Below are 24,149 nucleotides of genomic sequence, written 5' to 3' on the forward strand. Positions count from 1 at the left end.
CATCGGGCCGTGTGTCAGTCGAACAGGCCGAAGGTCATGTAGCTGAACCAGGAGCGGTCGCTGGACTCGCTTTCAGGCTCTGGCTCTTCGATCACGTCGCCATTTTCATCCTTTGGCTTGAGCTCGTTCGGAATGGCTTCCTTGGCATCCTGGAACTGACGCTGTACGTCCTGGTTGGCGCGGGTTTCGCCCGGTGGCAGCGGAGGACGGGACTCGATCAGGCCAAGGGTCGCCTTGCTCAGCCACGAACGGTTGTCGGCTTCGTCGACGCGTGGGGTGAATTGGCCGTCGACCAGGGAAGGGTGGTCGGGGTAGTTCAGCTTCAGGGTTTCCAGGCTGGTGGCCGCAAGTTCGTCCAAGTGCAGGCGCTGGTAGGCTTCGGTCATCACCGCCAGGCCGTCGCCGACCGATGGGGTTTCCTGGAAGTTTTCCACCACGTATCGGCCACGGTTGGCGGCGGCGACGTAGGCCTGGCGAGTCAGGTAGTAATCAGCCACGTGGATTTCGTAGGACGCCAGCAGGTTGCGCAGGTAGATCATGCGCTGCTTGGCGTCGGGCGAATAACGGCTGTTGGGGAAGCGGCTGGTCAGCTGGGCGAACTCGTTGTAGGAGTCGCGCGCGGCGCCCGGGTCACGCTTGGTCATGTCCAGCGGCAGGAAGCGCGCCAGCAGTCCGACGTCCTGGTCGAAGGAGGTCAGGCCCTTGAGGTAGTAAGCGTAATCGACGTTCGGGTGCTGCGGGTGCAGACGAATGAAGCGCTCGGCGGCGGACTTGGCAGCTTCCGGCTCGGCGTTCTTGTAGTTGGCGTAGATCAGCTCCAACTGCGCCTGGTCGGCGTAGCGACCGAACGGATACCGCGACTCCAGCGCCTTCAGCTTGGCGGTGGCGCTGGTGTAGCTGTTGTTATCCAGGTCGTTCTGCGCCTGTTGGTACAGTTCGACTTCGCTCAGGTTTTCGTCTACGACTTCCTTCGACGAGCAAGCAGCAGTCAATGCGAGGATGGCGATCAGCAGCAGGTGTTTCACTTGCATGGCGGCTTGCGTCCCTATGACGGCCGCTGTCTTGGGCGGGGCCGTCCTGTTATGATGAGCGCCCCGTTGAAAGCCTCGGGGCAAAAGACGCCGTATTTAACCACAAGCGCGCAGCCGAAACCAAAGGCTGTGCCGACGCCCAGTCCGAGCATGTCCGATAAAATAGAACTTCGCGCAGAGGTGCCGTCCGAATTGGGCGGCCAACGCCTCGATCAAGTCGCCGCCCAACTCTTCGCCGAGCACTCGCGCTCGCGCCTTTCCGCCTGGATCAAGGACGGCCGCCTGACGGTGGACGGAGCGGTGATCCGCCCGCGCGACATCGTCCATGGCGGTGCCGTCCTCGAGCTGACCGCCGAGCAGGAGGCCCAGGGAGAATGGGTCGCCCAGGACATTGCCCTGGACATCGTCTATGAAGACGACGATATCCTGGTGATCAACAAACCTGCGGGCCTGGTGGTCCACCCGGCGGCCGGTCATGCCGACGGCACGTTGCTCAACGCCTTGCTGCACCACGTGCCGGGCATCATCAATGTGCCGCGCGCCGGTATCGTCCATCGCCTGGACAAGGACACCACCGGTCTGATGGTGGTCGCCAAGACCATCCAGGCGCAGACGCAACTGGTGACACAGCTGCAAAGCCGGAGCGTCAGCCGCATCTATGAGTGCATCGTGATCGGGGTGGTCACCGCCGGTGGCAAGATCAACGCGCCGATCGGCCGTCACGGCCAGCAGCGCCAGCGCATGGCCGTGATGGAAGGCGGAAAACAGGCCGTCAGCCACTACCGCGTGCTTGAACGCTTCCGTTCCCACACCCACGTGCGGGTCAAGCTGGAAACCGGCCGGACCCACCAGATCCGCGTGCACATGGCTCACATCAATTTCCCATTGGTGGGCGACCCGGCCTATGGCGGTCGTTTCCGCATTCCACCGGCTGCCAGCCAGACCATGGTGGAATCGCTGAAGAATTTCCCTCGACAGGCGCTGCACGCGCGCTTCCTTGAGCTCGATCACCCGACGACCGGCAAGCGCATGAGCTGGGAATCGCCGCTGCCGGATGATTTTGTCTGGCTTTTGACGTTGCTCAAGCAGGACCGCGAGGCGTTCATCGGATGAATGACTGGCTGCTCCCCGACTGGCCCGCGCCTGCCCGGGTCAAAGCCTGCGTCACCACCCGCGAAGGCGGCGTCAGCCTGGCGCCGTTCGACAGCCTCAACCTGGGCGACCATGTCGGCGACGACCCTGCGGACGTCGCTGAAAATCGTCGCCGCCTCACCGACCGATTCGCGATCACTCCAACCTGGCTGCAGCAAGTCCACGGTATTGACGTGGTCGAGGCTGATCCGACCCAGGTGGTTACCGCTGATGCGAGCTGGAGCGCCACGCCGGGTGTCGCTTGCACGGCAATGACGGCCGATTGCCTGCCGGTGTTGTTCTGCAACCGCGCCGCAACCCATGTCGCGGCGGCCCATGCCGGGTGGCGCGGATTGGCGAACGGTGTGCTGGAAGCCACCCACGATAGCCTTGCCATGCCCGCGGATGAAATCCTTGCCTGGCTCGGCCCGGCCATCGGTCCGCAAGCGTTCGAAGTCGGGCCGGAAGTGCGCGAAGCCTTTATTGCGCAACTGGCCGACGCAGAGCGAGCCTTCGTACCCAGCCACAACACTGGCAAGTTCCTGGCTGATATCTACGCGCTGGCGCGCCTGCGTCTGGCGGCACGGGGCGTTACCGCCGTGTACGGTGGCGGCTTGTGCACCGTGACCGACCCACGCTTCTTTTCCTATCGCCGCAACGCGCGCACCGGTCGCTTCGCTTCCTTGATCTGGCTCGAACGCTAGACTCTCCTGATCTGTATCAACAGTGCGCTGCTTGAATCTTCCAGAATCGGCCACATCTATAGCGGTATCTGGCAGGTTTCTTCATTCAGGATGTTTTTTAGGTCCGGCCTGCTCAATAGGAAGGTGACCCATGCGTATTGACCGTTTAACCAGCAAATTACAATTGGCCTTGTCCGACGCCCAGTCCTTGGCCGTCGGGCTGGACCATCCCAGTATCGAACCGGCGCATTTGATGCAGGCCATGCTCGAACAGCAGGGCGGCTCGATCAAGCCGCTGCTGATGCAAGTGGGCTTTGACGTCAACAGCCTGCGCAAGGAACTGGCCAAAGAACTCGACCAGTTGCCCAAGATCCAGAATCCGACCGGTGATGTAAACATGTCCCAGGATCTGGCGCGGCTGCTCAACCAGGCCGACCGCCTGGCCCAGCAGAAGGGCGACCAGTTCATTTCCAGCGAACTGGTGTTGCTCGCCGCGATGGACGAGAACAGCAAGCTTGGCAAGTTGCTGCTCGGTCAGGGCGTGAGCAAGAAAGCCTTGGAAAACGCCATCAACAACCTGCGCGGGGGCGATGCGGTCAACGACCCGAACCACGAGGAAGCGCGCCAAGCCCTGGATAAATACACCGTCGACCTGACCAAGCGCGCCGAAGAAGGCAAGCTCGACCCGGTGATCGGCCGTGACGATGAAATCCGTCGAACCATCCAGGTCCTGCAACGGCGCACGAAGAACAACCCGGTCCTGATCGGTGAGCCCGGCGTGGGTAAGACCGCCATCGCCGAAGGCTTGGCCCAGCGCATCATCAACGGCGAAGTGCCGGACGGGCTGAAGGGCAAGCGCCTGCTGTCTCTGGACATGGGGGCGCTGATCGCTGGCGCCAAGTATCGCGGTGAATTCGAAGAACGGCTCAAGGCCCTGCTCAATGAACTGTCGAAGCAGGAAGGCCAGATCATTCTATTCATCGATGAATTGCATACCATGGTCGGCGCCGGCAAGGGCGAAGGCTCGATGGACGCCGGCAACATGCTCAAGCCTGCGCTGGCCCGTGGTGAGCTGCATTGCGTCGGTGCGACCACGCTCAACGAATACCGCCAATACATCGAGAAAGACGCGGCGCTTGAGCGGCGATTCCAGAAAGTGCTGGTGGATGAGCCCAGCGAAGAAGACACCATCGCCATCTTGCGCGGCCTGAAGGAGCGCTATGAGGTCCACCACAAAGTGGCCATCACCGATGGCGCGATCATCGCGGCGGCCAAGCTCAGCCATCGCTATATCACCGACCGTCAGTTGCCGGACAAGGCCATCGACCTGATCGACGAGGCCGCCAGCCGTATCCGCATGGAAATCGACTCCAAGCCCGAAGTGCTGGATCGGTTGGAGCGACGCTTGATTCAACTCAAGGTCGAGTCCCAGGCGCTGAAAAAAGAAAGCGACGAAGCGGCGAAGAAACGTCTGGAAAGGTTGCAGGAAGAAATCGTTCGTCACGAGCGCGAATATTCCGATCTCGAAGAGATCTGGAATTCGGAAAAAGCTGAAGTCCAGGGTTCGGCGCAGATCCAGCAAAAGATCGAACAATCCCGCCAGGAGCTGGAAGCGGCTCGCCGCAAAGGTGACCTCAACCGCATGGCCGAGCTGCAGTACGGGGTCATCCCGGACCTGGAGCGCAGCCTGCAGATGGTCGACCAACACGGCAAAAGCGAAAACCAGCTGCTGCGCAGCAAGGTCACCGAGGAAGAAATCGCCGAAGTGGTGTCCAAGTGGACCGGCATTCCGGTCTCGAAGATGCTCGAAGGCGAGCGCGACAAGCTGCTGAAGATGGAAAGCCTGTTGCACCAGCGTGTGATCGGCCAGGAAGAAGCGGTGGTGGCGGTGTCCAACGCCGTGCGCCGGTCCCGTGCCGGGTTGTCGGACCCCAACCGTCCGAGCGGCTCGTTCATGTTCCTCGGCCCGACCGGTGTGGGTAAAACCGAGCTGTGCAAGGCGCTGGCCGAGTTCCTCTTCGATACCGAGGAAGCCATGGTGCGCATCGACATGTCCGAATTCATGGAGAAGCACTCCGTGGCCCGCTTGATCGGCGCGCCGCCGGGCTATGTTGGATATGAAGAGGGCGGTTACCTGACCGAGGCCGTGCGTCGCAAGCCGTACTCGGTGATATTGCTCGATGAGGTCGAGAAAGCGCACCCGGATGTCTTTAACATCCTGCTGCAAGTGCTGGAGGACGGTCGCCTGACCGACAGTCATGGGCGCACGGTGGACTTCCGCAACACGGTGATCGTGATGACCTCCAACCTGGGCTCGACGCAGATTCAGGAGTTGGTCGGCGATCGCGAGGCGCAACGTGCCGCAGTGATGGATGCGATCTCTACGCACTTCCGGCCGGAGTTCATCAACCGTGTCGACGAAGTGGTGATCTTCGAGCCGTTGGCCCGGGATCAGATCGCCGGCATCACCGAGATCCAGCTGGGTCGCCTGCGCAGCCGCCTCACCGAGCGCGAGTTGAAGCTGCAACTGAGCGACGAGGCGTTGGACAAGCTGATCGCGGTGGGTTACGACCCGGTCTATGGCGCGCGGCCGCTCAAGCGAGCGATCCAGCGCTGGATCGAAAACCCGTTGGCGCAGTTGATTCTGTCCGGGCGGTTCATGCCGGGCGAAACCGTGACCGGTACCGTGGAAAACGACGAAATCGTCTTCAACTGAAGGCCGGCATCGCCGGATATTGGAATGGCCTTGCATTGCGAGGCCATTTTTTTCATCAGGCCGTTGAACTCAAAGGAAAAGACTTGTAAAGTGCGCCCCGCAGTACGTCACCCCAAGGGCGACTTCTCTTTGGGAAGGAACCTAAAATAAGTTGCAAATCATTGTCTTGAAAGCAATTTAAGGGGTTGACAGAGGTTACGAAGATTGTAGAATAGCGCGCCTCAGACACACGAACGCAGCGATGCTGACGGGTAGAAGAGGTTGAAGCTGGCTTCAATGTTGTAGCTTCAAATAGCAGTAACTTGAAATATCAGTTCCGTGATAGCTCAGTCGGTAGAGCAAATGACTGTTAATCATTGGGTCCCAGGTTCGAGTCCTGGTCACGGAGCCATTTCAATCGGGGTATAGCGCAGTCCGGTAGCGCGCCTGCTTTGGGAGCAGGATGTCAGGAGTTCGAATCCCCTTACCCCGACCATATTTGGGTCGTTAGCTCAGTTGGTAGAGCAGTTGGCTTTTAACCAATTGGTCGTAGGTTCGAATCCCACACGACCCACCATTTTTGAAACCAGTTCGCTGGAATCGAATCTTAAGATCAGAGGCCAAAAGCGCTGATCGAGGAAGGCGACTTGCGAAGGTCGCCTTTTTTTTACCGGGGTATAGCGCAGTCCGGTAGCGCGCCTGCTTTGGGAGCAGGATGTCAGGAGTTCGAATCCCCTTACCCCGACCATATTAAGAATCCCCGTATCGAAAGATACGGGGATTTTTTTTGCCTGCGGAAAAGCCGATGACTTCAAGTCGTCGTACAACCTGCCGATAACCCGCCAACAGGGCAAGCATCGATCGCCCACCTTCAGGCCAACAACAAGAAAAGGCGCCCGACATGTTCCTTCGCCAACTGAATATTGCCCGCCGCGCCGCGCTGGGTTTTGCCTTGATCGCCGTCCTGGTGGCGCTGCTCGGGGTCTTTGCGCTGGGACAGATGTCGAGCATTCGCGACAGTGAGGTCGCGGTGGAAACCCAGTGGTTGCCCAGCATCCGTGGCGGAGACGAGATCCGTGAATTGATGCTGCGCATTCGCACCATTTCCCTGCGCATGGCCTTGGACCAGGACCCGAAAAACATTGCGGTGTATCGCGGCCAGATGGATACCCGGGATAAAGAACTGAGCGAAAAAATCGCCAGTTACGACAAATTGGTCGTCACGCCGGAAGGCAAGGCGCTTTACGACCAGTTCAAACAGACTTTCGCCGCCTATCGCTCGGGTATCGCCCAGTCGTTTACCTTGGCGGAGCAGGGGCGTCGGGATGAGCTGATCAAGTTGTTGCTGGTGGACATGAAAACCGTGGTGGACGGTTCGGGCAAACAGCTCAATGATCTGGCGGAATTATTCTCCAAGCAGGTGTCGATCGAGAGCCAGAAGTCCCAGGAGCACTACGTCAATTCCCGCATGATCGTCAGCCTGTTCATTGTGCTTGCCGCCCTGGCTACGGTGGCCCTGGCCATGTTGCTCACGCGCAGCATCGTCAAGCCCCTGGGCGAGGCGCTGAATGCTGCGCAGAGCGTAGCCCGGGGTGACCTGACCCGGCCGATCGAGACCCATGGCAACGATGAAGTCAGCCGTTTGCTCATGGCGCTGGCGGCCATGCAGCAGAATCTGCGTGAGACGTTGCAGGGCATCAGCGGCTCGGCCGCGCAACTGGCCACGGCAGCCGATGAGCTGAACGCCGTCACGCTCGACAGTACCCACAGCCTGCAGCAGCAGAACAACGAAATTGAACAGGCTGCCACTGCCGTCACCGAGATGAGCACCGCCGTGGAGGAAGTCGCGCGCAACGCCGTTTCAACCTCCGACGCCACCCGCCAATCCAGCGAATCGGCGACGTTGGGGCAGGAGCGGGTCAGCGACACCGTCGACGCCATCAGCGCGCTCGCCAAGGATGTTCAGGTTACCGGCGGCCTGGTGCAGTCACTGGCCAGCCAATCCCAGGATATCGGCAAAGTGCTGGATGTGATTCGGGCCATTGCCGAGCAGACCAACTTGCTGGCCCTTAACGCGGCCATTGAAGCGGCCCGGGCGGGAGAGAGCGGGCGGGGGTTTGCGGTGGTTGCCGACGAGGTGCGGGCGCTGGCGTATCGCACGCAGCAATCGACCCAGGAGATCGAGCAGATGGTCCAGGGCATGCGCAGCGGTGCCACCCAGGCGCTGGATTCCATGCAAGCCAGTTCCAGCCGTGCGGCGAGCACCCTCGCGATGGCGGAGCGGGCAGGGGAAGCGCTGCAAACCATTACAGCATCGGTCAGCGAGATCCATGAGCGCAACCTGGTCATCGCCAGTGCCGCCGAAGAACAGGCGCAAGTGGCTCGCGAGGTCGATCGCAACCTGGTGAATATTCGCGATTTGTCCGTGCGCTCGGCTTCCGGCGCGGATCAGACCAGTGCCTCCAGCCATGAATTGTCGCAGCTTGCAAACTCGCTGCGCACGATGGTGCAGCGGTTTCAGGTTTGATTGACGACTAAGTGCTGGACGGGCGGTGTTCCCACGCGAAGCGTGGGAACGATCGTCATGTCAGTGCAGTTTCAACCGTGGCTCGGTCCCACGCCCGATCTTGCTACCCAGCATCAGCATCGCGGTACGGAACATCCCGTACAGCGCCATCTGGTGCATGCGGTACAACGACACATAGAACATCCGCGCCAGCCAGCCTTCAAGCATCACGCTGCCGGTCAGGTTGCCCATCAGGTTACCCACCGCCGAAAAGCGCGACAGCGAGATCAGCGAGCCGTAGTCAGTGTATTTGTATTCAGGCAAGGCCTTGCCCTCGATCCGCAACTTCAGCGATTTAGCCAGCAGCGAGGCTTGCTGATGCGCTGCCTGGGCGCGGGGTGGGACGTTGCGGTCGCTGTCCGGTTGCGGGCAGGCGGCGCAGTCGCCGAAGGCAAAGATGTTGTCGTCGCGAGTGGTCTGGAGTGTCGGCAGCACCTGCAGCTGGTTGATCCGGTTGGTCTCCAGTCCGTCGATGTCCTTGAGGAATTCTGGCGCGCGGATCCCGGCGGCCCAGACTTTCAGGCTCGCGTCGATCACTTTGCCGTCCGCCGTAATCAAGCTGTCGGCAGTCACCTGGCTGACGGAGGCGTTGGTCATGACATTCACCCCAAGTTTTTCCAGGGTTTTGTGCACTGGCCCGCCGATCCGCTCTGGCAGTGCCGGCAAGACCCGTGGGCCCGCCTCGATCAGGGTGATGTGCATGTTCTCCGGTTTGATCCGGTCCAGGCCGTAGGCATGCAGTTCGTGGGCGGCGTTGTGCAGCTCGGCCGCCAGTTCAACGCCGGTCGCACCGGCGCCGACGATCGCAACGCTGATGCGCTCGATGGTATCGGTCTGCCCGGCGTGAGCGCGCAGGTAGTGGTGAAGCAACTGCTGGTGGAAGCGCTCGGCCTGCTTGCGGGTATCGAGGAACAGGCAATGCTGCGCCGCGCCCTCGGTGCCGAAATCGTTGGTGGTGCTGCCCACCGCGATCACCAGCGTGTCGTAGCCCAGCTCCCGGGCTGGCAACAGCTCGACGCCCGCCTCGTCATAGGTGGCGGCCAGTTGGATTCTCTTGTTCTCGCGATCCAGGCCGCTCATGCGCCCGAGCTGGAACTCGAAGTGGTTCCATTTCGCCTGGGCCACATAGTTGAGTTCGTCTTCGGAGGAGTTGAGGGAGCCGGCCGCTACTTCGTGGAGCAACGGTTTCCAGATGTGGGTCAGGTTCGCGTCGACCAGCATCACACTGGCCGTGCCACGCTTGCCCAGGGTCTTACCCAGACGGGTAGCCAACTCCAGACCGCCGGCGCCGCCGCCAACGATGACAATACGATGAGTCATGGGGATATCTCGCAAGGCTAAAGGAATTCGGTGCCGTTACCTGCGCGAGCGTCAATGACAAATAGCGGCTCATAGCGTCAGGTAACTGATCAATCGGCTCAACAGGCCCAGGCCAATCGTGATGGCCAGTACCACCACCAGGAGCATCCACGGCCGGAAAGGCCGGCGCTCGACTCGGTGCTGGGACAGTTGCAGGTACTCTTCGACATGCTTCTGGTCATCTGGGTTCAGGCGGCTGGTCATAAAGGCCTCGTCAGGTAGACGTTGCGGAATGTGAAGACGTTACAGTGTCTGGCTATCCGGCGTATACAGCCCTGAGACGACAAGCGAATCACAGGCTGATCCCCACGTCGAAGACAATGCTGCGGCCCAGATTGCCTCGCAGGAAGTCCGGCGCATCGGGGTGGGCGAACAGCACCCGGGCGAACGTCGGCCCCACCAGCGACAGCGAGCGCCAGCCCTGGCGCAGGTATTCGGTCGGCGGTGGGAAGTGGCTGTTGAGGTCCAGGACTTCGCGCTTGAGGCTGGCGAACGCGATGATGTCCAGTTCGCCCAGGTCCATGCCACGCTCGGTGTAGTTATGGGCTTTCTTGCGTAGGGTCGGTGCCAATCTCATCAGAAACTCATTGGCGGGAATTCGTCGGGGCTTGGCCTCGCGCCGCACCAGTTGGCTCAGTGAGAAGGCACTACGACGACGCTGCAGTTCATCTCGCCATTCGTCATTGAGACGACGGCCCTCGTCGAGCACAAAAAATACTTCGAAATTGGCGTCGCGAAATAGCACATCCGGCGGCTCTCCGGCCGGAGCGAATTCGTCGGCGCGATAAGGCACGTTGAGCCCTTGTAACAGGCGCTGGCAGACCCACCGCTCACGCTCCCATTTGCGGGCGTTGGAGAGAAAGGCGTTGGCCTGCTCGGCCGCGATGGTCAGCAGGCGTAAATAATCGGAATCATCCATGAACCCAAGCTTAGCGTTCAATTGCTACAAGCCCAAAGCGTTGCGTTGATTAATGGCGTCCCGTGGGGAGGTGTAGACTGCCAGCTTGAATCTCGGGGCGACCACGGGGTCTGTGTTGCACGGGCATGCCAAAGGAGTAGATCGATGATCGGAGCCGAATTGCTCTCGTCGCAGACCTTGGTGGCCGGCTGGCTGATCTATGTGCCGGCGCTGGCCTGGGCGGTGGCGCGTGCTCCGTGGGTCGAGCTGTTTACCGACGGTCGTCGCCAGCATCTGTTGTTCGGCACGGTGTTCGCGCTGTTCATGTTGTGGCTGGTGCGACGAGACTTCGACACGGGCGTTTCGTATCACTTCATCGGCCTGACCGCCGTGACTCTGCTGTTGGACTGGCCGCTGGCGATCCTTGGTGGCTTGTGCGCGCAGCTCGCGCTGGTGCTGCTGGGCCGTCAGGACATGATGGCGGTCGGCATCAACGGCGCGCTGTTGGTTCTCCTGCCAGTGCTGATCACTGAGTGTTGCGCGATCCTGGTGGAGCGTGCCCAGCCGCGCAACCTGTTTGTGTATATCTTCTGCTCGGGGTTCCTGGCTGCCGCGCTTTCGGCACTGGTCTGCCTGCTGCTGGGGCTGGGCCTGCTCTGGCATGACGGCATATTTGCCATGCCCTACTGGCTGGGGGATTTCATCGGCTACCTCTGGCTGATCATTTTTCCCGAGGCTTTCATCAACGGCATGGTGGTCAGCGCGTTGGTAGTGTTCAGCCCCGAATGGCTGGAGACTTTCAACCGCACGCGCTACCTGTCGGCACCCTGGAACGACGACGACAAGCCTTGATTGCGCCGTTTAATGGTGGGAACGAGGGTTGAAGTCTTCGCTGAACAACTCATCCTCGGCATCCGGTGCCACGGGGATCTTGTGTTCTTCCGACGCCCAGGCGCCCAGGTCGATCAGCTTGCAGCGATCTGAGCAGAATGGCCGGAATTTACTTTCAGGGGTCCACTCGACCGGGGCGCCACAGGTTGGGCAATCGACGATGGGGGGTTGGCTCATGGTTGGCCTCCACGCAAGGTAAGGTAAAAGTGATGCAGGCGCTCGACCTCGCTGTGCAGCCAGGTGAGATCGCGGTCGTTGACCACCACATCGTCGGCATGGTCCAGGCGGTCCTGACGGCTGGATTGGGCCTTGAGGATCGCCTGGACCTGCTGTTCGCTGGTCTGGTCGCGCTGCAAGGTGCGTTCGATCTGCAGTTGTTCAGGCGCGTCGATCACCAGGATCCGCTGGGTCATTGCGTATTGTCCCGACTCGATCAACAGCGGTGACACCAGGATCGCGTAGGGCGATTGGGCCTGCCCCAGATGATGGGCAATTTCCTCGGCAATCAGCGGGTGCAGCAGCTTTTCCAGCCAACGACGCTCATCGGCATTCTCGAAGATCAGCGTGCGCAGCGCCGAGCGATCCAGCGCGCCGTCTGCCTGCAACACGCCAGGGCCGAAGTGCTCGGCAATGCTTGCCAGTGCCGGGCGTCCGGGTTCGACCACCCAGCGCGCCGCATGATCGGCATCGATCGCGTGCACGCCCAGGTCGATGAAGTGCTGGGCGGCCGCGCTCTTGCCGCTGCCGATGCCGCCGGTCAGGCCGAGAATCCAGGGTTTTTTCGCAGGGCTGTTCATTAGAAACCGACTGACTGCCAATAGAAGTCGGTTATTTGACCACCCCAGAGCAGCGCAATCCAGCCGGCGATGGCCAGATAGGGGCCGAAGGGGATTTGTGTCGAGGCCGGCGCGTCCCGCATGCGCAGCACAATAATGCCGACGACGGCGCCCACCAGCGAGGACAGCAACAGCGTCAGCGGCAAGATTTGCCAGCCCCCCCAGGCGCCCAGCATCGCCAGCAACTTGAAGTCGCCGTAGCCCATGCCTTCCTTGCCGGTGATCAGTTTGAAGACCCAGAACACCGACCACAGCGCCAGATAACCCGCCACCGCGCCCCACAATGCCTGGTTCAGCGAGACGAACAGCTCGAAGCTGTTGACGATCAGCCCCAGCCACAACAACGGCAGTACGAGGGTATCGGGCAGCAGCTGATGCTCGGCGTCGATCAGGCTCATGGACAGCAGGCCCCAGCTCAGCACCATCGCCATCGCGGCGTGCCAGCCGAAGCCGAAATGCCAGGCAACGAAAGCCGACAGCGCGCCGCAGGCCAGTTCGGTCAGTGGGTAGCGCTTGCCGATGGGCGCGGCGCAACTCGAACAACGGCCGCGCAACATGAGGTAGCTCAGCAGCGGAATATTTTCCCACGCCCGGATACGGTGGCCGCAATGAGGGCATTGGGAATGAGGCAGCATCAGGTTGTAGACCGGGCCAGGGGCTTGCGTCGGCAGGCCCAGCAGGTCCTGGGCTTGCAGGCGCCATTCACGGTCGAGCATCTTGGGCAGGCGCCACACCAGCACATTGAGAAAGCTGCCGACGATCAGCCCGAGCAGCAATGCGGTCAGCACGAAAGCCAAGGGGTAAAGCACGAAGAATTCGCTCAGGGGCATGTCAGATCGCAGAGCCGAGTTGGAAGATGGGCATGTACATGGCAACCACAAGGCCACCGACCACCACCCCCAGGATTACCATGATGAAGGGTTCCATCAGGCTGGTGAGGTTGTCCACCAGATTATCCACCTCGGCTTCATAAAAACTCGCCACCTTGTCGAGCATGTCATCCAGCGCGCCTGATTCTTCGCCGATGGCGGTCATCTGAATCGCCAGGTTCGGGAAAACGCCGGAAGCGCGCATTGAAAAATTCAACTGCATGCCGGTCGAGACATCCTGCCGGATGCGTTGTACCGCGCGCTTGAACACTACGTTGCCGGTAGCGCCCGACACGGAATCGAGGGCTTCGACCAATGGTACGCCGGCCGCAAAGGTCGTCGACAACGTACGGGCGTAGCGAGCCACGGCGGACTTGTACATCAAGGTGCCGATCAAGGGCAGCTTGAGCAGCCATTTGTCTCGCCAGTCACGAAATGCCTGGGAACGCTTGAGCGCATATTTCACGCCGAAGAACCCACCCACCAGCCCACCCAGCAACATCCACCACCACTCTTGCAAGAACTCCGACAAGCCGATGACCATCAGCGTGAAGGCCGGCAGCTTTGCGCCAAAGCCTGCGAATACCGACTCGAACTGCGGCACGACCTTGATCAGCAGGATGCTTGTGACCACGGCGGCAACGGCGATCACCGCGGCAGGATAGGTCATGGCTTTCTTGATCTTGGCCTTGAGGGCCTCGCTTTTTTCCTTGTAGGTCGCGACGCGGTCCAGCAGCGTGTCCAGGGCACCGGCCTGCTCACCGGCATCTACCAGGTTGCAGTACAACTCGTCGAAATACTGGGGGCATTTGCGCAGCGAGGCGGCGAAACTGTTACCGGCGGCGACCTCCTGCTTCACCTCGTCCACCAACTTGCGCATATTCGGGTTGTCGAAGCCCTCGCCAATGATGTCGAACGCCTGCAACAGCGGCACCCCGGCCTTGAGCATCGTCGCCATCTGGCGGGTGAACAGGGCGATGTCCAACGGCTTGATGCGCTTGCCCTTGCTGAATATCGAGGTGGACTTTTTGCGAACCTTGCCCGGGTTGATGCCCTGCTTGCGCAACTGTGCCTTGACCAGTGCCGGGCTTTGGCCGGTCAGTTCGCCGGACATTTTCGTGCCTTTGCGGTCTTTGCCTTCCCACGTGTAGACGTCGGTTTTTACTGCCTTGACCGCCATGTTCAATCCTTGGTGACCCGGTTGATTTCTTCGAGGCTGGTGATGCCTTGCATCACTTTGAACAGCCCCGAGGTGCGCAAGTCGTTAAAGCCGTCCTTGCGCATCTGCAGGTCGATTTCCAGGGAGTTGCCCTCGGCCATGATCAATCGTTGCAGCTCTGGCGTGTTCTTCACCACTTCGTATACCCCCACGCGACCTTTGTAACCGCTGTTGCACTGTTCGCAACCGACCGGCTCATAGATCGTGAATGAGCCGATGCGTTCCCGGGGGAAACCCTCTTTGAGCAGGGTTTCCTCGGGAATCTCGATGGCTCTCTTACACTGTGCGCACAGCTTGCGCGCCAGGCGCTGGGCGATGATCAGGTGGACCGCCGTGGCAATGTTGAAGCCGGGGATGCCCATGTTCTGCAGGCGGATCAGTGTTTCGGCGGCGCTGTTGGTGTGTAGGGTGGACAGCACCAGGTGCCCGGTCTGGGCGGCCTTGATGGCGATTTCGGCGGTTTCCAGGTCACGGATCTCGCCGACCATGATCACGTCCGGGTCCTGACGCAGGAACGAGCGCAGGGCATGGGCGAAATCCAAGCCCTGGCGCGGGTTCACGTTGACCTGGTTGATGCCTTCCATATTGATTTCCACCGGGTCCTCCGCCGTGGAGATATTGATATCCACGGTGTTGAGGATGTTCAGGCCGGTGTAGAGCGACACGGTCTTGCCCGAGCCGGTCGGCCCGGTCACCAGGATCAACCCTTGTGGTTGCTTCAAGGCTGTCATGTACAGGTCTTTCTGTTCCGGCTCATAGCCCAGGGCATCGATGCCCATTTGCGCGCTGGAGGGATCGAGGATCCGGATCACCACTTTTTCCCCCCACAGCGTGGGCAGGGTATTGACCCGGAAGTCGATGGACTTGGTCTTCGACAGGCGCATCTTCAGCCGACCGTCCTGGGGTTTGCGTCGCTCGGAAATGTCCAGGCTCGCCATGACTTTCAAGCGCGCGGCAATGCGGTTGGCTAGCTGGATGGGAGGCTTGGCGACCTCCCGCAGCATGCCGTCGGTACGCACCCGCACCCGGTAGGTTTTCTCATAAGGCTCGAAGTGCAGGTCGGAAGAGCCGCCCTTGATCGCGTCCAGCAGCATCTTGTTGACGAAACGTACGACCGGCGCATCGTCGCCGTCCTGCCCCGCGATAGTGTCCTGCTTGCGGTCGTCGATCGACTCGATGTCCAGGCCGTCGAGATCGACGTCGGCCATGCCCTCCAGGCCGGTGCTGCTGGATTCGAAGAATTTTTCGATGGCATCGCTGAGCTTGTCGTCTTCCACCAGGATGGCTTCGGTGGTCAGGCCGGTGCTGAACTGGATGTCGTTGATGGCTTGGTGATTGGTGGGGTCGGAAATGCCCACATAGAGCTTGTTGCCGCGCCGCCACAGCGGCAGTACGTGATGCTGGCGCACCAGTTTTTCGCTGACCAGGCCGGCGGGCTGGTTGTCTTTGTCTAGGCTGTTGAGGTCCAGCAGGGCGATACCAAAATGCTCGGAGGCGATTTCCGCCACCTGGCGGCTCTGGATCAGTTTGTTTTGCACCAGGTAGCTGACCAGGGGCACTCGGTTGCGCTGGGCCTGTTGAAAAGCCTGCTGCGCGCTTTGTTCGGTGATCAGTTCAGCCAACACCAATTGCTTGGCCAGGCCGCTGAGGGCGATGTCATTCATGGGGATACCGGACGCGGACTGTTCATGATTTATAGCCTAGTCAAGCATCGGTGGCTGACCAGCGAGCAGAGGTGACAAAAAGCGTCAGATAGTGCGGCTGTTGGGGTAGGACGTTGATCTCATGCGGCAGGGAAAGCCTGGGCTGGCGGGGCTTCCAGGGTTGGCATGTGCCCTGCAATGACCGTTTCAGGTCATGAGATTTCGACTCATGCACGGGAGATGTCTATGAATAAGCAAAAGGGTTTTACACTGATCGAGCTGCTGATCGTGGTGGCGATCATTGGGATCCTGGCGACGTTTGCGTTGCCGCAGTACTCGAAGTACCAGGCGCGGGCGAAGGTGACGGTCGGGCTGGCGGAAGCTTCTTCATTGAAGGTGCCGGTTGAAGACCTTCTGAATAAAGGTACAACGCCAACCGCTGCCAACACGGGCGTACCGGCGTCGAGCAATAACTGCACGATGACCATTGGGGGTGACGCGGCCGCTGGGACGGCCAGCATCACTTGCACTATCAAAGAGGCACCTGCCTCCATCATAGGCAAGACGATCATTCTCAGCCGTGCCGGGACAGGTGCCTGGACATGTACTTCTAACGTTGCGGAAGAGTTCTTGCCTGCGGGCGGTTGCACAGCAGCGGCTGGCGCGGCAGCGGGTTGACAGTTGTTGCGAGACTAACCAAAGCCCCGCATCAGCGGGGCTTTGTCATTTAGCGGGGGTAAATCTCCAATATCGAAATAACCTCGGTAATTCATGAGCTTAGCAATCCGGCAAAACCCGCATGTTGCATGTACCAAATCCCTCAGTCATGCAATTTGCATGATTATGAAAATAACCGCTTCGCTTAACTTATTGATTTATAACGACTTTCACGTTGTTTCAAAACTGGCACAGCCTTCGCACTACTCCTGACAACCTGCCGCGATGCAATTTCGGCAGTTTCTGAGAAAAACAGGAGTTACTCGTATGAAGAAGTTCGCTATCACTGCCGCTGCTGCCACTGCACTGACCCTGACCATGGCTAGCGCTTTCGCCGAGACCACTCAAGCAACTCAGGCCCCGATGATGCTGGCTGCGGGCGAAGTGACAGAGGCTAAGGAAGACGTTTCCGATACCTGGATCACCACCAAGGTCAAGGCCGACCTGGTGACCGAGAAAGGCATTCCAGGCTCCGACATCAAGGTTGAAACCAACAAGGGCGTCGTGTCCCTGTCTTCGACCGCTGTGTTGAGCGATGCCCAGAAAGACACCGCCGTCGCGATCGCCAAGAAAATCAAAGGCGTACGTGATGTGTCGGCCGATGGCCTGAAATCCGAGTAAGGCAAGGCTTCTCGCCTGGACGGGAGAAGGCGCGGCAAGCGGGCTGTGTTTTACGCTTGCCGATGCTTTGGAGTTCATGCGAAAGGCCACATGGAAGTGGCCATTACAGGCCCCCGGCATTCGTGCCGGGGGCCTGTTCTATTTTGGGAGGGAGAGAATGTGAGCCAGTCAGGGAAACCGGGTAGTCCCTTTCGCGAGCAGGCTCGCTCCCACATTTGATCGCATTCTTCCAGAAACAACCCGGCCCCTGTGGGAGCGAGCCTGCTCGCGAAGGCGTAGGCACTGTCGCTGCAGATACCCTGGAATAGCCCAACCAATCACCGCCCACGCTTGCTGGTAATCTCCACCAGCCGATTCCTCTCGAAGCGCAAGTACTGGTACATCCCGCTACGGGGTCCGTAAGTCCATTCCTCCACCGGATACTCCTCCCGGCGGTTGACGCTGCGTTTGTAGCCCAGATCATCACGCGCTGCAGGCTGTCCACATTTTTGCAGCACCTCGCTCGTACGATCACCGATGCTGATCAAATGGCTGCCACAGCGCAACGTATTGGCGGCTGTGGCCTGGCCGGCTGCCAATAGCAGCAGACTCAGGCTGAATCCGTACCAATACTTCATTTCACTCCGCATCCAGATGCATTGGCGTAATGACGGTGCCGTCCTTTTCGGCCTGGCCCAGGCTGGCGTCAATGAAGTACACGCGGTCATCGGCCAGCTTGCCCTTGTCCACGAGGAAATCCTTGATGCTGCTGGCCCGCTCCTGGCCCAGTTCGCGCAACAGTACATCACTGCCGCTCCAGAACTTGATGACGCCTTCACGGAGCTTGTCGATGCGGGCCTGTTTGTCCAGTTGCGTCCATTCAGCCGGTGGCTGGGTCTTCAGGCGGGTGCGGTAGATACCTTCCAGCAGCGGGGCTTTTTCGTCTTCCGGTACTTGCAGCAGGGAAGCCTTGGCCGGGACTTTATCGCCCCGGCGCTGCAGTATCTTGTAGTAGTTGTACTGATATTCGCGTTCCAGGCGCTGGGCGGCGAGCAGTGGGCCGTCGCTGCTCTGGGCGGCGGTACCCTCGATCTCCAGGCGCAGTTCCGGACGTTTGCCCAAGGCCTCGGACAACTTCAACAACACGCTTTCGTTGTCCTGGCTCAGGTCGCTTGAGCCGGGGGCGAACGCCACGCTGCCCAAGTCTTCCGAACCGCCGCCGGCCACCAGCCCGCCGATGAGCTTGAACGGTGCCTGGGCAGCGCGGACCACCAGGTTGCGCAGGGTTTGCCAGACGATTGGCATCACGCTGAACTGCGGGTCGTTGAGGTTGCCGGAGACAGGCAGTTCAATGGAGATCCTGTCTTCGGAGTCCTTGAGCAGGGCGACGGCCAGCTTCAGCGGCAGGCTCACGGCGTCCGGGCTGTCGACCTTTTCGCCCAATTGCAATTGCTCGACCACGACTTTGTTGTCGGCCTGGAGCTGGCCCTTGGTGATCCGGTAATGCAGGTCGAGGTTGAGCCGGCCCTTGCGGATGCGATAGCCGGCGAACTTGCCGGAGTAGGGCGTCAGGGTCGTCAACTCGACCCGCTTGAAACTGGTGGCGATATCGAGACTGGCCATCGGGTCGAAGGGGTTGACCGCGCCCTTTATGGTCACCGGTGCGTAGCGGTCGACCTTGCCTTTTACGTCCACGGTGGCGGGCTTGGCCTGGCGGCTGTCGATGGTGCCGATCTCTCCGTTGAGCTGCTGGATGGCCGTGGCGAAGTTCGGCGTCAGGCTGAAGTCGGCAAAATTGGCCGAACCGTCATTGATCGCAATGGCTCCGACGTGAATGCCCAGCGGCTTTTCCTTCGATGCCGGTTTGGCCCCGCTGTTCTTGGCCGTGCCGTCGGCGGGTTGCGGGATCAACAGATCGTCGACGTTGGTGGTGCGATCGTCATTGATCATGAACCGCGCGTAGGGTTGGAGCAGATTGACCTTGGCGATCGACAGGCTGTCGCCATGCTGGTAGTTGAGGCCCTGGAGTTCAAGGCGTTGCCATTTGAGGAAGTCGCGGGTCTTGAGCGTATCGAGGGTGTGCAACTGGTCGACCTGGGCGCGGCCGGTGACGGCCAATGCCAACGGCTCGGTGCTCTTGAGATCCACCACCAGGTCGCTGCCGAGCATCCCGGAGCGTAGCTCCAGGCGAATGAACGGGTTGATGTAGGCCTGGGCGACTCGCAGGTCGATGTCCTGGGTCTTGACGTTGAGCTTCGCGGTGACCGGGTTGAGGTTGACCACGCCGTCGGCGAGTACCTTGCCCTGCTTGCCCAGCCCGGTATCCAGCTTCAGGTTGAAGGGCGAGCCGTTGAGGGTGTCGTAGTTTTGCAGGTCGAGGTTCAGTGGGCCAACCTCCAAGGCTACGGGCGGCTGTGCCTGACGGTCGGCCAGGTGCACCTGGTAATCGCGCAACTGCACGTCTTTGAGCAGCACTTGCCACGGTTTGCTGGGTGCTGTCGGCTCAGGCTTGGGCGAGTCGGCGGCTGCCGGGGCCGAGGCGGGTTCGGCCTTGACCTGCGGTTTGGCTGGCTGGCTGGCGAATAGCTTCTGCCAGTCCAATTGTCCGTCCGCTTCCCGAGCGGCCCAGGTTTCCAGCTTCTGACTGCGGATCTTGCCGACGATGACCTGCTGCTTCGCCAGGTCCACGGAGGTTTCGCTTACGTCCAGGCGCTCCAGCCGTGCCAATGGACGGCCGTCAGGCGCCTTCATGGCGAACGGCGCGACGCTGACCGCTGCGTTGCTGAGCAGCAATTGCGTGCCCTGGGCGAGGTTGAGCTTGTAGTCGGTGCTGAGGTTCAGCACGCCGTTTTCCAACACCAGGGGCACCGCGTCACGCACGTAGGGCCACCAGGCTTTCATCTGTCCATCGGTAATTTTCAGTGTGCCCTCGGAGGCAATTGGCGCGAGCCTGAAATTGCCCGTCCAGTCGATCTGCCCACCCTCGGGGCCCGCGGCCACCAATGTCATGTCTGCACTGTCGTCGGGCAGGGTGCTGAGGTTTTTCAGCTCGAAATCGAGGGCGTCGTACAGGAACTCGATGGGCTCGCTGGGGCGCAAGTCCTGGAAATGCACGTAGCCGCCGGCAAGCCTGACCCGATCCACCCGCAGGGGAAACGGCTTGGCATCCGGATCGGCCGGGGTCGGCTCGCTGGGTGGCAGTTTGAACAGGCCCAGCAGGTTCAATTGGCCGTCCTTGGCGAACAACACTTCGGTCTTGGGCTTGTCCAGTTCGATGTCCGCCAGGTGCAGGGCGCCCGTCCACAGGCTGTCGACTTGCAGGTTGGCGTAGAGGCGTTCGAAGCCGACCTGCTCCTTGCCCGGCTCGCCGACGATCAGGCCCCACAAGGTCAATTCAAGGCTGAAGGGATTGAGTTCGATACGCTGGATCTGGGCCGGCACCGTGGCGTGGGCGGCCAGTTGCTGATTGACGATGCGCAGGGCGATGCCCGGCAAGATCAGGAAACCCATCAGGCTGTAGAGGGCCAGTGCGGTCAACAGGGCGCCGAAAGCGCGAATCAATCCTTTGGGCATGTGTGGCTTCGTCTGGTATGAATCGGAGTGCCTTGGAGTATGGCATGCGTTTACGGTTCCGAAGCCACTGTGTTTTATGAGATTTGTCCGTTTTTTTGGTGGGATCGCTGAGGCGTGCTCAGAATTGAAGAATCAGCGTTTTGAGCGGTGGCTGCTGGTCCCGCGACGGGAAATCGTCGCCGGGCGCCAGCACGCTCCACTCGCGGACCGGGCGACCAGCCTTTTGCGCACAACGCAGGACTTGTTCACGCCAGTCCTCCATGGGCACTTTCGCCAGGTTGTTGCAGCAGATCAGCACCCCATCGTCGGCGGTAGCGAGCAGCGCCGGCTTGAGCAGGCTCTGGTAGTCGCGCAATAAATCGACGGTGCCGAATGCGCTCTTGGCCCACGCGGGTGGGTCGAGGAGCACCAGATCGTACTGGCGCTGTTCCAGGCGCACGTAACTCGGAAGTTTCTGTCCGCGCCGTTGGCTAACGGGCAGGCCGGCCAGCTGGCGGATCGCTGGAAAATAATCCGATTGCACGAATTCCATCGTCGGCAGCTCGGGATTGAGCAGGCCATTCTCGCGGCCCACCGCCAGATTACCTTCGGCAAAATCTAGGTTGCAGACCTCCCGCGCCCCGCCGGCCGCCGCGCTGAGCCCTACACCACAGGTATAGGCAAACAGGTTGAGCACGCTTTTGTTCCGGCTGTGCGCCTTGACCCAGCCGCGGGCGTTGCGCAAGTCGAGAAACAACAACGGATCCTGCCCGGCATGGCGGCCGCGGACGCGGTAGTTCAAACCCCACTCATGCCCGACGAGGTCTTGCAGGGCGGCCTCATCGGCCTGGTAGACGCTGTCCTGACGGTCGATACGCGAATTGCCCCGGGAGCGGTCGTTATAGACCAGCAGGGTGTCGAGGTTCAGGTGTTCATTGACGATGCCGTGCAGCTGCAGCAAGGGTTCCAGTTCCAGCGACTGATGGAAACTCTGCACCAGCAGTTGCGGGCCATAGCGGTCGACGGTGAGGCCCGGCGCGCCTTCCTGGCTGCCGTGGAACAGGCGATAGCAATCGGTGCCTTGCTGGTGCAGTTGGTCGAGCAGGGCCTGGCGCTGGTCGAGGGCGGCGCGCAGCGCCAGATTCAAGGAAGACATGCCGGGCGCGCCTTAGAGAAATGAGGCGCGGGAGTTTAGCAGTTATGGATACTCGGGTATTGTCTGCAGATTTGCGTCAGGCAGCGCTTTTTGTGGCGAGGGAGCTTGCTCCCGCTGGGGTGCGAAGCGCCCCCTTTTTTCAAAGGGGCGATAGCGATTGCGTCTGCTGCGCAGCCGAGCGGGAGCAAGCTCCCTCGCCACGGGGTTTATGTTGCCTCAGCGGTTCAGGCGTTTGTCGATCAAACCCTCCACCACGCTTGGGTCGGCCAGGGTCGAGGTGTCACCCAGGCTGTCGAGCTCGTTGCAGGCGATCTTGCGCAGGATCCTGCGCATGATCTTGCCTGACCGGGTCTTCGGCAGCGCCGGCGCCCACTGGATCAGCTCCGGCTTGGCGAAACTGCCGATTTCCTTGCTGACATGGGCCAGCAGCTCTTGCTTCAACGCGTCGTTGGCCTCGACGCCGTCCATTGGCGTGACAAACGCATAGATGCCCTGGCCCTTGAGGTCGTGGGGATAACCAACGACGGCCGCCTCGGCGATGTTGTCGTGCAACACCAGCGCGCTTTCCACTTCGGCGGTGCCGATGCGGTGGCCCGAGACGTTGATGACGTCGTCGATACGTCCGGTGATCCAGTAGTCGCCGTCTTCGTCGCGGCGGGCGCCGTCGCCGGTGAAGTAATAGCCGGGGTAGGGTTTGAAGTACGTATCGACCATGCGTTGATGGTCACCGTAGACGCTACGAATCTGTGCCGGCCAGCTGGATTTGATCGCCAGCACGCCACTGCCCGGCCCGCTGATCTCCTTGCCGGTCTCATCCAGCAGCACCGGCTGCACGCCGAACATCGGCCGAGTGGCGCAGCCCGGCTTGAGCCTTGGCGCGCTCACCAAGGGGCTGAGCATGATGCCGCCGGTTTCGGTCTGCCACCAGGTATCGACAATCGGGCAGCGCTGCTCGCCGACGACGTTGAAGTACCATTCCCACGCCTCGGGGTTGATTGGCTCACCGACGCTGCCGAGCAAACGCAGGCTCTTGCGAGACGTGTCCTGCAAGGGGGCGGCACCTTCGCGCATCAGGGCGCGCAGGGCGGTCGGCGCGGTGTAGAAGATATTGACCTGGTGTTTGTCGATTACCTGCCAGAACCGCGAACTGCTCGGGTAGCTCGGCACGCCTTCGAAGATCAGCGTGGTGGCGCCGTTGGCCAGCGGGCCGTAGACAATGTAGCTGTGGCCGGTGACCCAGCCGACGTCGGCGGTGCACCAGAACACTTCGTTGTCGCGGTAGTCCAGCACGTACTTGAAAGTCATCGCGGCTTGCAGCAGATAGCCGCCGGTGGTGTGCAGCACGCCCTTGGGCTTGCCGGTGCTGCCGGACGTATAGAGGATGAACAGAGGGTCTTCAGCGTCCATCGGCTCGGGCGGGCAATCGTCGCTCACTTCATGGGTGGCCTGGTGATACCAGAGATCACGGCCTTCGACCCAATCCACCTCGCCCTGGGTGCGCTCGACCACCAGCACAGTGCTGACGTTCGGGCAGCTTTGCAGCGCCTTGTCGACATTACGCTTGAGGGGTATGAAGCGCCCACCGCGTACGCCTTCGTCGGCGGTGATGACGGTGCGGCAGTCGGCGTCGAGGATCCGGTCGCGCAGTGAATCCGGCGAGAATCCACCGAACACCACCGAATGCACCGCACCGATGCGGGTGCAGGCGAGCATGGCGTACGCCGCCTCCGGGATCATCGGCATGTAGATACATACCCGGTCGCCTTTCTTCACCCCACGGCTTTTCAACACATTGGCCAGTCGGCAAACGTGGTGATGAAGTTTGCTGTAGGTAATTTGTGCCGATTCGGCAGGGTTGTCGCCTTCCCAGATGATCGCTGTCTGATCGCCTCGGGCTTCCAGGTGACGGTCAATGCAGTTGGCGCTGACGTTCAGCTTGGCGCCGGTGAACCAACTGGCTTCGCCACTCCTGAGGTCGTAGCGCTGGACGGTCTGCCACGGCGTCATCCAGTCGAGAAAGCGCGTGGCCTGCTCGGCCCAGAAGGCGCTGGGGTGTTCGATGGATTCCTTGTAGAGCCGCTTGTACTCGTCTTGACTCAGTTGCGCAGCCCGGCGGACGGCATCGGCTTGGGGGTACTGGCTGATATCGAACATGACGGTTCCTTATTCTTGTTTTGCGACAAGATATAAAGATGCGCCCAGTGGCCGTAGGGTTCAAGTCACCCATAAGCAACTGTGGGAGCGAGCCTGCTCGCGAATGCGGTGTGTCAGTCAACTTAGGTGTGAACTGATCGACCGCTATC

20 protein-coding genes and 4 tRNA genes are annotated in these 24,149 nt (G+C 60.7%); 11 read left to right on the forward strand and 13 right to left on the reverse strand.

The window, feature by feature from the left end:
- Positions 1-14 precede the first annotated feature (14 nt).
- Complete coding sequence (locus M1D68_RS03975) at positions 15-1,031, reverse strand: outer membrane protein assembly factor BamD (protein WP_420767628.1); 1,017 nt, start codon at positions 1,029-1,031, stop codon at positions 15-17.
- A 150-nt stretch (positions 1,032-1,181) separates the two neighbouring features.
- Between M1D68_RS03975 and rluD the strand changes: the two genes are divergently transcribed.
- From rluD to M1D68_RS04015, 8 genes are all read left to right on the forward strand, one after another.
- Complete coding sequence (rluD, locus tag M1D68_RS03980; RefSeq protein WP_420767627.1) at positions 1,182-2,144, forward strand: 23S rRNA pseudouridine(1911/1915/1917) synthase RluD; 963 nt, start codon at positions 1,182-1,184, stop codon at positions 2,142-2,144.
- Complete coding sequence (gene pgeF, locus M1D68_RS03985; protein ID WP_457969356.1) at positions 2,141-2,866, forward strand: peptidoglycan editing factor PgeF; 726 nt, start codon at positions 2,141-2,143, stop codon at positions 2,864-2,866. The genes rluD and pgeF overlap by 4 nt, the downstream gene beginning before the upstream one ends.
- Positions 2,867-2,996: 130 nt before the next feature.
- The gene (gene clpB, locus M1D68_RS03990) at positions 2,997-5,561 is read left to right on the forward strand and encodes an ATP-dependent chaperone ClpB (protein WP_420767625.1); all 2,565 of its coding nucleotides are present in this window, start codon (positions 2,997-2,999) and stop codon (positions 5,559-5,561) included.
- Positions 5,562-5,876: 315 nt separating this feature from the next.
- Positions 5,877-5,952 (forward strand) — tRNA-Asn (locus M1D68_RS03995).
- Between the two features lie 7 nt (positions 5,953-5,959).
- Positions 5,960-6,036, forward strand: a tRNA-Pro gene (locus M1D68_RS04000).
- 5 nt (positions 6,037-6,041) lie between these two features.
- Positions 6,042-6,117: transfer RNA gene (locus M1D68_RS04005), tRNA-Lys, on the forward strand.
- Positions 6,118-6,211: 94 nt separating this feature from the next.
- Positions 6,212-6,288: transfer RNA gene (locus tag M1D68_RS04010), tRNA-Pro, on the forward strand.
- A gap of 153 nt (positions 6,289-6,441) precedes the next feature.
- Positions 6,442-8,067 (forward strand): methyl-accepting chemotaxis protein, encoded by a 1,626-nt coding sequence (locus M1D68_RS04015; RefSeq protein WP_457969358.1) that lies wholly within the window; start codon positions 6,442-6,444, stop codon positions 8,065-8,067.
- Between the two features lie 60 nt (positions 8,068-8,127).
- Here the strand turns inward: M1D68_RS04015 and M1D68_RS04020 are convergent, their stop codons facing one another.
- From M1D68_RS04020 to M1D68_RS04030, 3 genes are all read right to left on the reverse strand, one after another.
- Positions 8,128-9,426: an NAD(P)/FAD-dependent oxidoreductase gene (locus tag M1D68_RS04020; RefSeq protein ID WP_420767624.1), complete on the reverse strand. Its 1,299-nt coding sequence runs from the start codon at positions 9,424-9,426 to the stop codon at positions 8,128-8,130.
- A 69-nt stretch (positions 9,427-9,495) separates the two neighbouring features.
- The gene (locus M1D68_RS04025) at positions 9,496-9,669 is read right to left on the reverse strand and encodes a DUF3094 family protein (RefSeq protein ID WP_039593877.1); all 174 of its coding nucleotides are present in this window, start codon (positions 9,667-9,669) and stop codon (positions 9,496-9,498) included.
- A gap of 88 nt (positions 9,670-9,757) precedes the next feature.
- On the reverse strand, positions 9,758-10,384 hold the full coding sequence (locus M1D68_RS04030; protein ID WP_030140261.1) for a DUF1780 domain-containing protein: 627 nt from the start codon (positions 10,382-10,384) through the stop codon (positions 9,758-9,760).
- A 144-nt stretch (positions 10,385-10,528) separates the two neighbouring features.
- Between M1D68_RS04030 and M1D68_RS04035 the strand changes: the two genes are divergently transcribed.
- Positions 10,529-11,215, forward strand: coding sequence for an energy-coupling factor ABC transporter permease (locus M1D68_RS04035; protein WP_420767623.1), 687 nt, complete (start codon positions 10,529-10,531; stop codon positions 11,213-11,215).
- 9 nt (positions 11,216-11,224) lie between these two features.
- On the opposite strand, the gene yacG is transcribed toward M1D68_RS04035, so the two are convergent.
- From yacG to pilB, 5 genes are read right to left on the reverse strand one after another with little or no spacing between them, the layout of a single operon-like run.
- Complete coding sequence (gene yacG / locus M1D68_RS04040) at positions 11,225-11,431, reverse strand: DNA gyrase inhibitor YacG (protein WP_030140256.1); 207 nt, start codon at positions 11,429-11,431, stop codon at positions 11,225-11,227.
- On the reverse strand, positions 11,428-12,051 hold the full coding sequence (coaE, locus tag M1D68_RS04045; protein WP_434675395.1) for a dephospho-CoA kinase: 624 nt from the start codon (positions 12,049-12,051) through the stop codon (positions 11,428-11,430). Before coaE ends, yacG begins: the two co-directional genes overlap by 4 nt.
- Positions 12,051-12,920, reverse strand: a complete 870-nt coding sequence (locus tag M1D68_RS04050) for a prepilin peptidase (RefSeq protein ID WP_457969362.1) — start codon at positions 12,918-12,920, stop codon at positions 12,051-12,053. The genes coaE and M1D68_RS04050 overlap by 1 nt, the downstream gene beginning before the upstream one ends.
- Position 12,921: 1 nt before the next feature.
- Positions 12,922-14,139 carry a type II secretion system F family protein gene (locus M1D68_RS04055; RefSeq protein ID WP_420767620.1) on the reverse strand — a complete coding sequence of 406 codons (1,218 nt, stop codon included), beginning with the start codon at positions 14,137-14,139 and terminating at the stop codon, positions 12,922-12,924.
- Positions 14,140-14,141: 2 nt separating this feature from the next.
- A complete protein-coding gene (gene pilB, locus M1D68_RS04060; RefSeq protein ID WP_434649994.1) occupies positions 14,142-15,842 on the reverse strand; it encodes a type IV-A pilus assembly ATPase PilB in 1,701 nt (566 codons plus the stop codon).
- A gap of 225 nt (positions 15,843-16,067) precedes the next feature.
- Here pilB and M1D68_RS04065 point away from each other — a divergent pair, with 225 nt between their 5' ends.
- The gene (locus M1D68_RS04065) at positions 16,068-16,499 is read left to right on the forward strand and encodes a pilin (RefSeq protein WP_420767618.1); all 432 of its coding nucleotides are present in this window, start codon (positions 16,068-16,070) and stop codon (positions 16,497-16,499) included.
- A 306-nt stretch (positions 16,500-16,805) separates the two neighbouring features.
- The gene (locus M1D68_RS04070) at positions 16,806-17,159 is read left to right on the forward strand and encodes a BON domain-containing protein (protein WP_420767617.1); all 354 of its coding nucleotides are present in this window, start codon (positions 16,806-16,808) and stop codon (positions 17,157-17,159) included.
- Between the two features lie 317 nt (positions 17,160-17,476).
- Here the strand turns inward: M1D68_RS04070 and M1D68_RS04075 are convergent, their stop codons facing one another.
- The 4 genes from M1D68_RS04075 to acs all read right to left on the reverse strand — a co-directional run bounded on the left by M1D68_RS04075 (position 17,477) and on the right by acs (position 24,000).
- A complete protein-coding gene (locus tag M1D68_RS04075; protein ID WP_420767616.1) occupies positions 17,477-17,776 on the reverse strand; it encodes a DUF2845 domain-containing protein in 300 nt (99 codons plus the stop codon).
- Position 17,777: 1 nt separating this feature from the next.
- The gene (locus M1D68_RS04080; protein ID WP_457969365.1) at positions 17,778-20,711 is read right to left on the reverse strand and encodes a DUF748 domain-containing protein; all 2,934 of its coding nucleotides are present in this window, start codon (positions 20,709-20,711) and stop codon (positions 17,778-17,780) included.
- A gap of 118 nt (positions 20,712-20,829) precedes the next feature.
- Entirely contained in the window at positions 20,830-21,846 is a 1,017-nt protein-coding gene (locus tag M1D68_RS04085) for a class I SAM-dependent rRNA methyltransferase (RefSeq protein WP_434562260.1), read from the reverse strand.
- A gap of 216 nt (positions 21,847-22,062) precedes the next feature.
- Positions 22,063-24,000: an acetate--CoA ligase gene (gene acs / locus M1D68_RS04090; protein WP_434609514.1), complete on the reverse strand. Its 1,938-nt coding sequence runs from the start codon at positions 23,998-24,000 to the stop codon at positions 22,063-22,065.
- Positions 24,001-24,149 lie beyond the last annotated feature (149 nt).

The sequence above is a fragment of the Pseudomonas sp. R4-84 genome, assembly GCF_054130985.1.

What these genes read in the sequence shown, in the direction of transcription:
- M1D68_RS04080 (WP_457969365.1), bottom strand. Translation starts at nt 20,711, where the DNA reads ATGCCCAAAGGATTGATTCGCGCTTTCGGCGCCCTGTTGACCGCACTG.
- M1D68_RS04070 (WP_420767617.1), top strand. Translation starts at nt 16,806, where the DNA reads ATGAAGAAGTTCGCTATCACTGCCGCTGCTGCCACTGCACTGACCCTG.
- M1D68_RS04050 (WP_457969362.1), bottom strand. Translation starts at nt 12,920, where the DNA reads ATGCCCCTGAGCGAATTCTTCGTGCTTTACCCCTTGGCTTTCGTGCTG.
- pilB (WP_434649994.1), bottom strand. Translation starts at nt 15,842, where the DNA reads ATGAATGACATCGCCCTCAGCGGCCTGGCCAAGCAATTGGTGTTGGCT.
- M1D68_RS03975 (WP_420767628.1), bottom strand. Translation starts at nt 1,031, where the DNA reads ATGCAAGTGAAACACCTGCTGCTGATCGCCATCCTCGCATTGACTGCT.
- M1D68_RS04075 (WP_420767616.1), bottom strand. Translation starts at nt 17,776, where the DNA reads ATGAAGTATTGGTACGGATTCAGCCTGAGTCTGCTGCTATTGGCAGCC.
- M1D68_RS04025 (WP_039593877.1), bottom strand. Translation starts at nt 9,669, where the DNA reads ATGACCAGCCGCCTGAACCCAGATGACCAGAAGCATGTCGAAGAGTAC.
- acs (WP_434609514.1), bottom strand. Translation starts at nt 24,000, where the DNA reads ATGTTCGATATCAGCCAGTACCCCCAAGCCGATGCCGTCCGCCGGGCT.
- M1D68_RS04035 (WP_420767623.1), top strand. Translation starts at nt 10,529, where the DNA reads ATGATCGGAGCCGAATTGCTCTCGTCGCAGACCTTGGTGGCCGGCTGG.
- M1D68_RS04030 (WP_030140261.1), bottom strand. Translation starts at nt 10,384, where the DNA reads ATGGATGATTCCGATTATTTACGCCTGCTGACCATCGCGGCCGAGCAG.
- yacG (WP_030140256.1), bottom strand. Translation starts at nt 11,431, where the DNA reads ATGAGCCAACCCCCCATCGTCGATTGCCCAACCTGTGGCGCCCCGGTC.
- pgeF (WP_457969356.1), top strand. Translation starts at nt 2,141, where the DNA reads ATGAATGACTGGCTGCTCCCCGACTGGCCCGCGCCTGCCCGGGTCAAA.
- M1D68_RS04020 (WP_420767624.1), bottom strand. Translation starts at nt 9,426, where the DNA reads ATGACTCATCGTATTGTCATCGTTGGCGGCGGCGCCGGCGGTCTGGAG.
- coaE (WP_434675395.1), bottom strand. Translation starts at nt 12,051, where the DNA reads ATGAACAGCCCTGCGAAAAAACCCTGGATTCTCGGCCTGACCGGCGGC.
- clpB (WP_420767625.1), top strand. Translation starts at nt 2,997, where the DNA reads ATGCGTATTGACCGTTTAACCAGCAAATTACAATTGGCCTTGTCCGAC.
- M1D68_RS04015 (WP_457969358.1), top strand. Translation starts at nt 6,442, where the DNA reads ATGTTCCTTCGCCAACTGAATATTGCCCGCCGCGCCGCGCTGGGTTTT.
- M1D68_RS04055 (WP_420767620.1), bottom strand. Translation starts at nt 14,139, where the DNA reads ATGGCGGTCAAGGCAGTAAAAACCGACGTCTACACGTGGGAAGGCAAA.
- M1D68_RS04065 (WP_420767618.1), top strand. Translation starts at nt 16,068, where the DNA reads ATGAATAAGCAAAAGGGTTTTACACTGATCGAGCTGCTGATCGTGGTG.
- M1D68_RS04085 (WP_434562260.1), bottom strand. Translation starts at nt 21,846, where the DNA reads ATGTCTTCCTTGAATCTGGCGCTGCGCGCCGCCCTCGACCAGCGCCAG.
- rluD (WP_420767627.1), top strand. Translation starts at nt 1,182, where the DNA reads ATGTCCGATAAAATAGAACTTCGCGCAGAGGTGCCGTCCGAATTGGGC.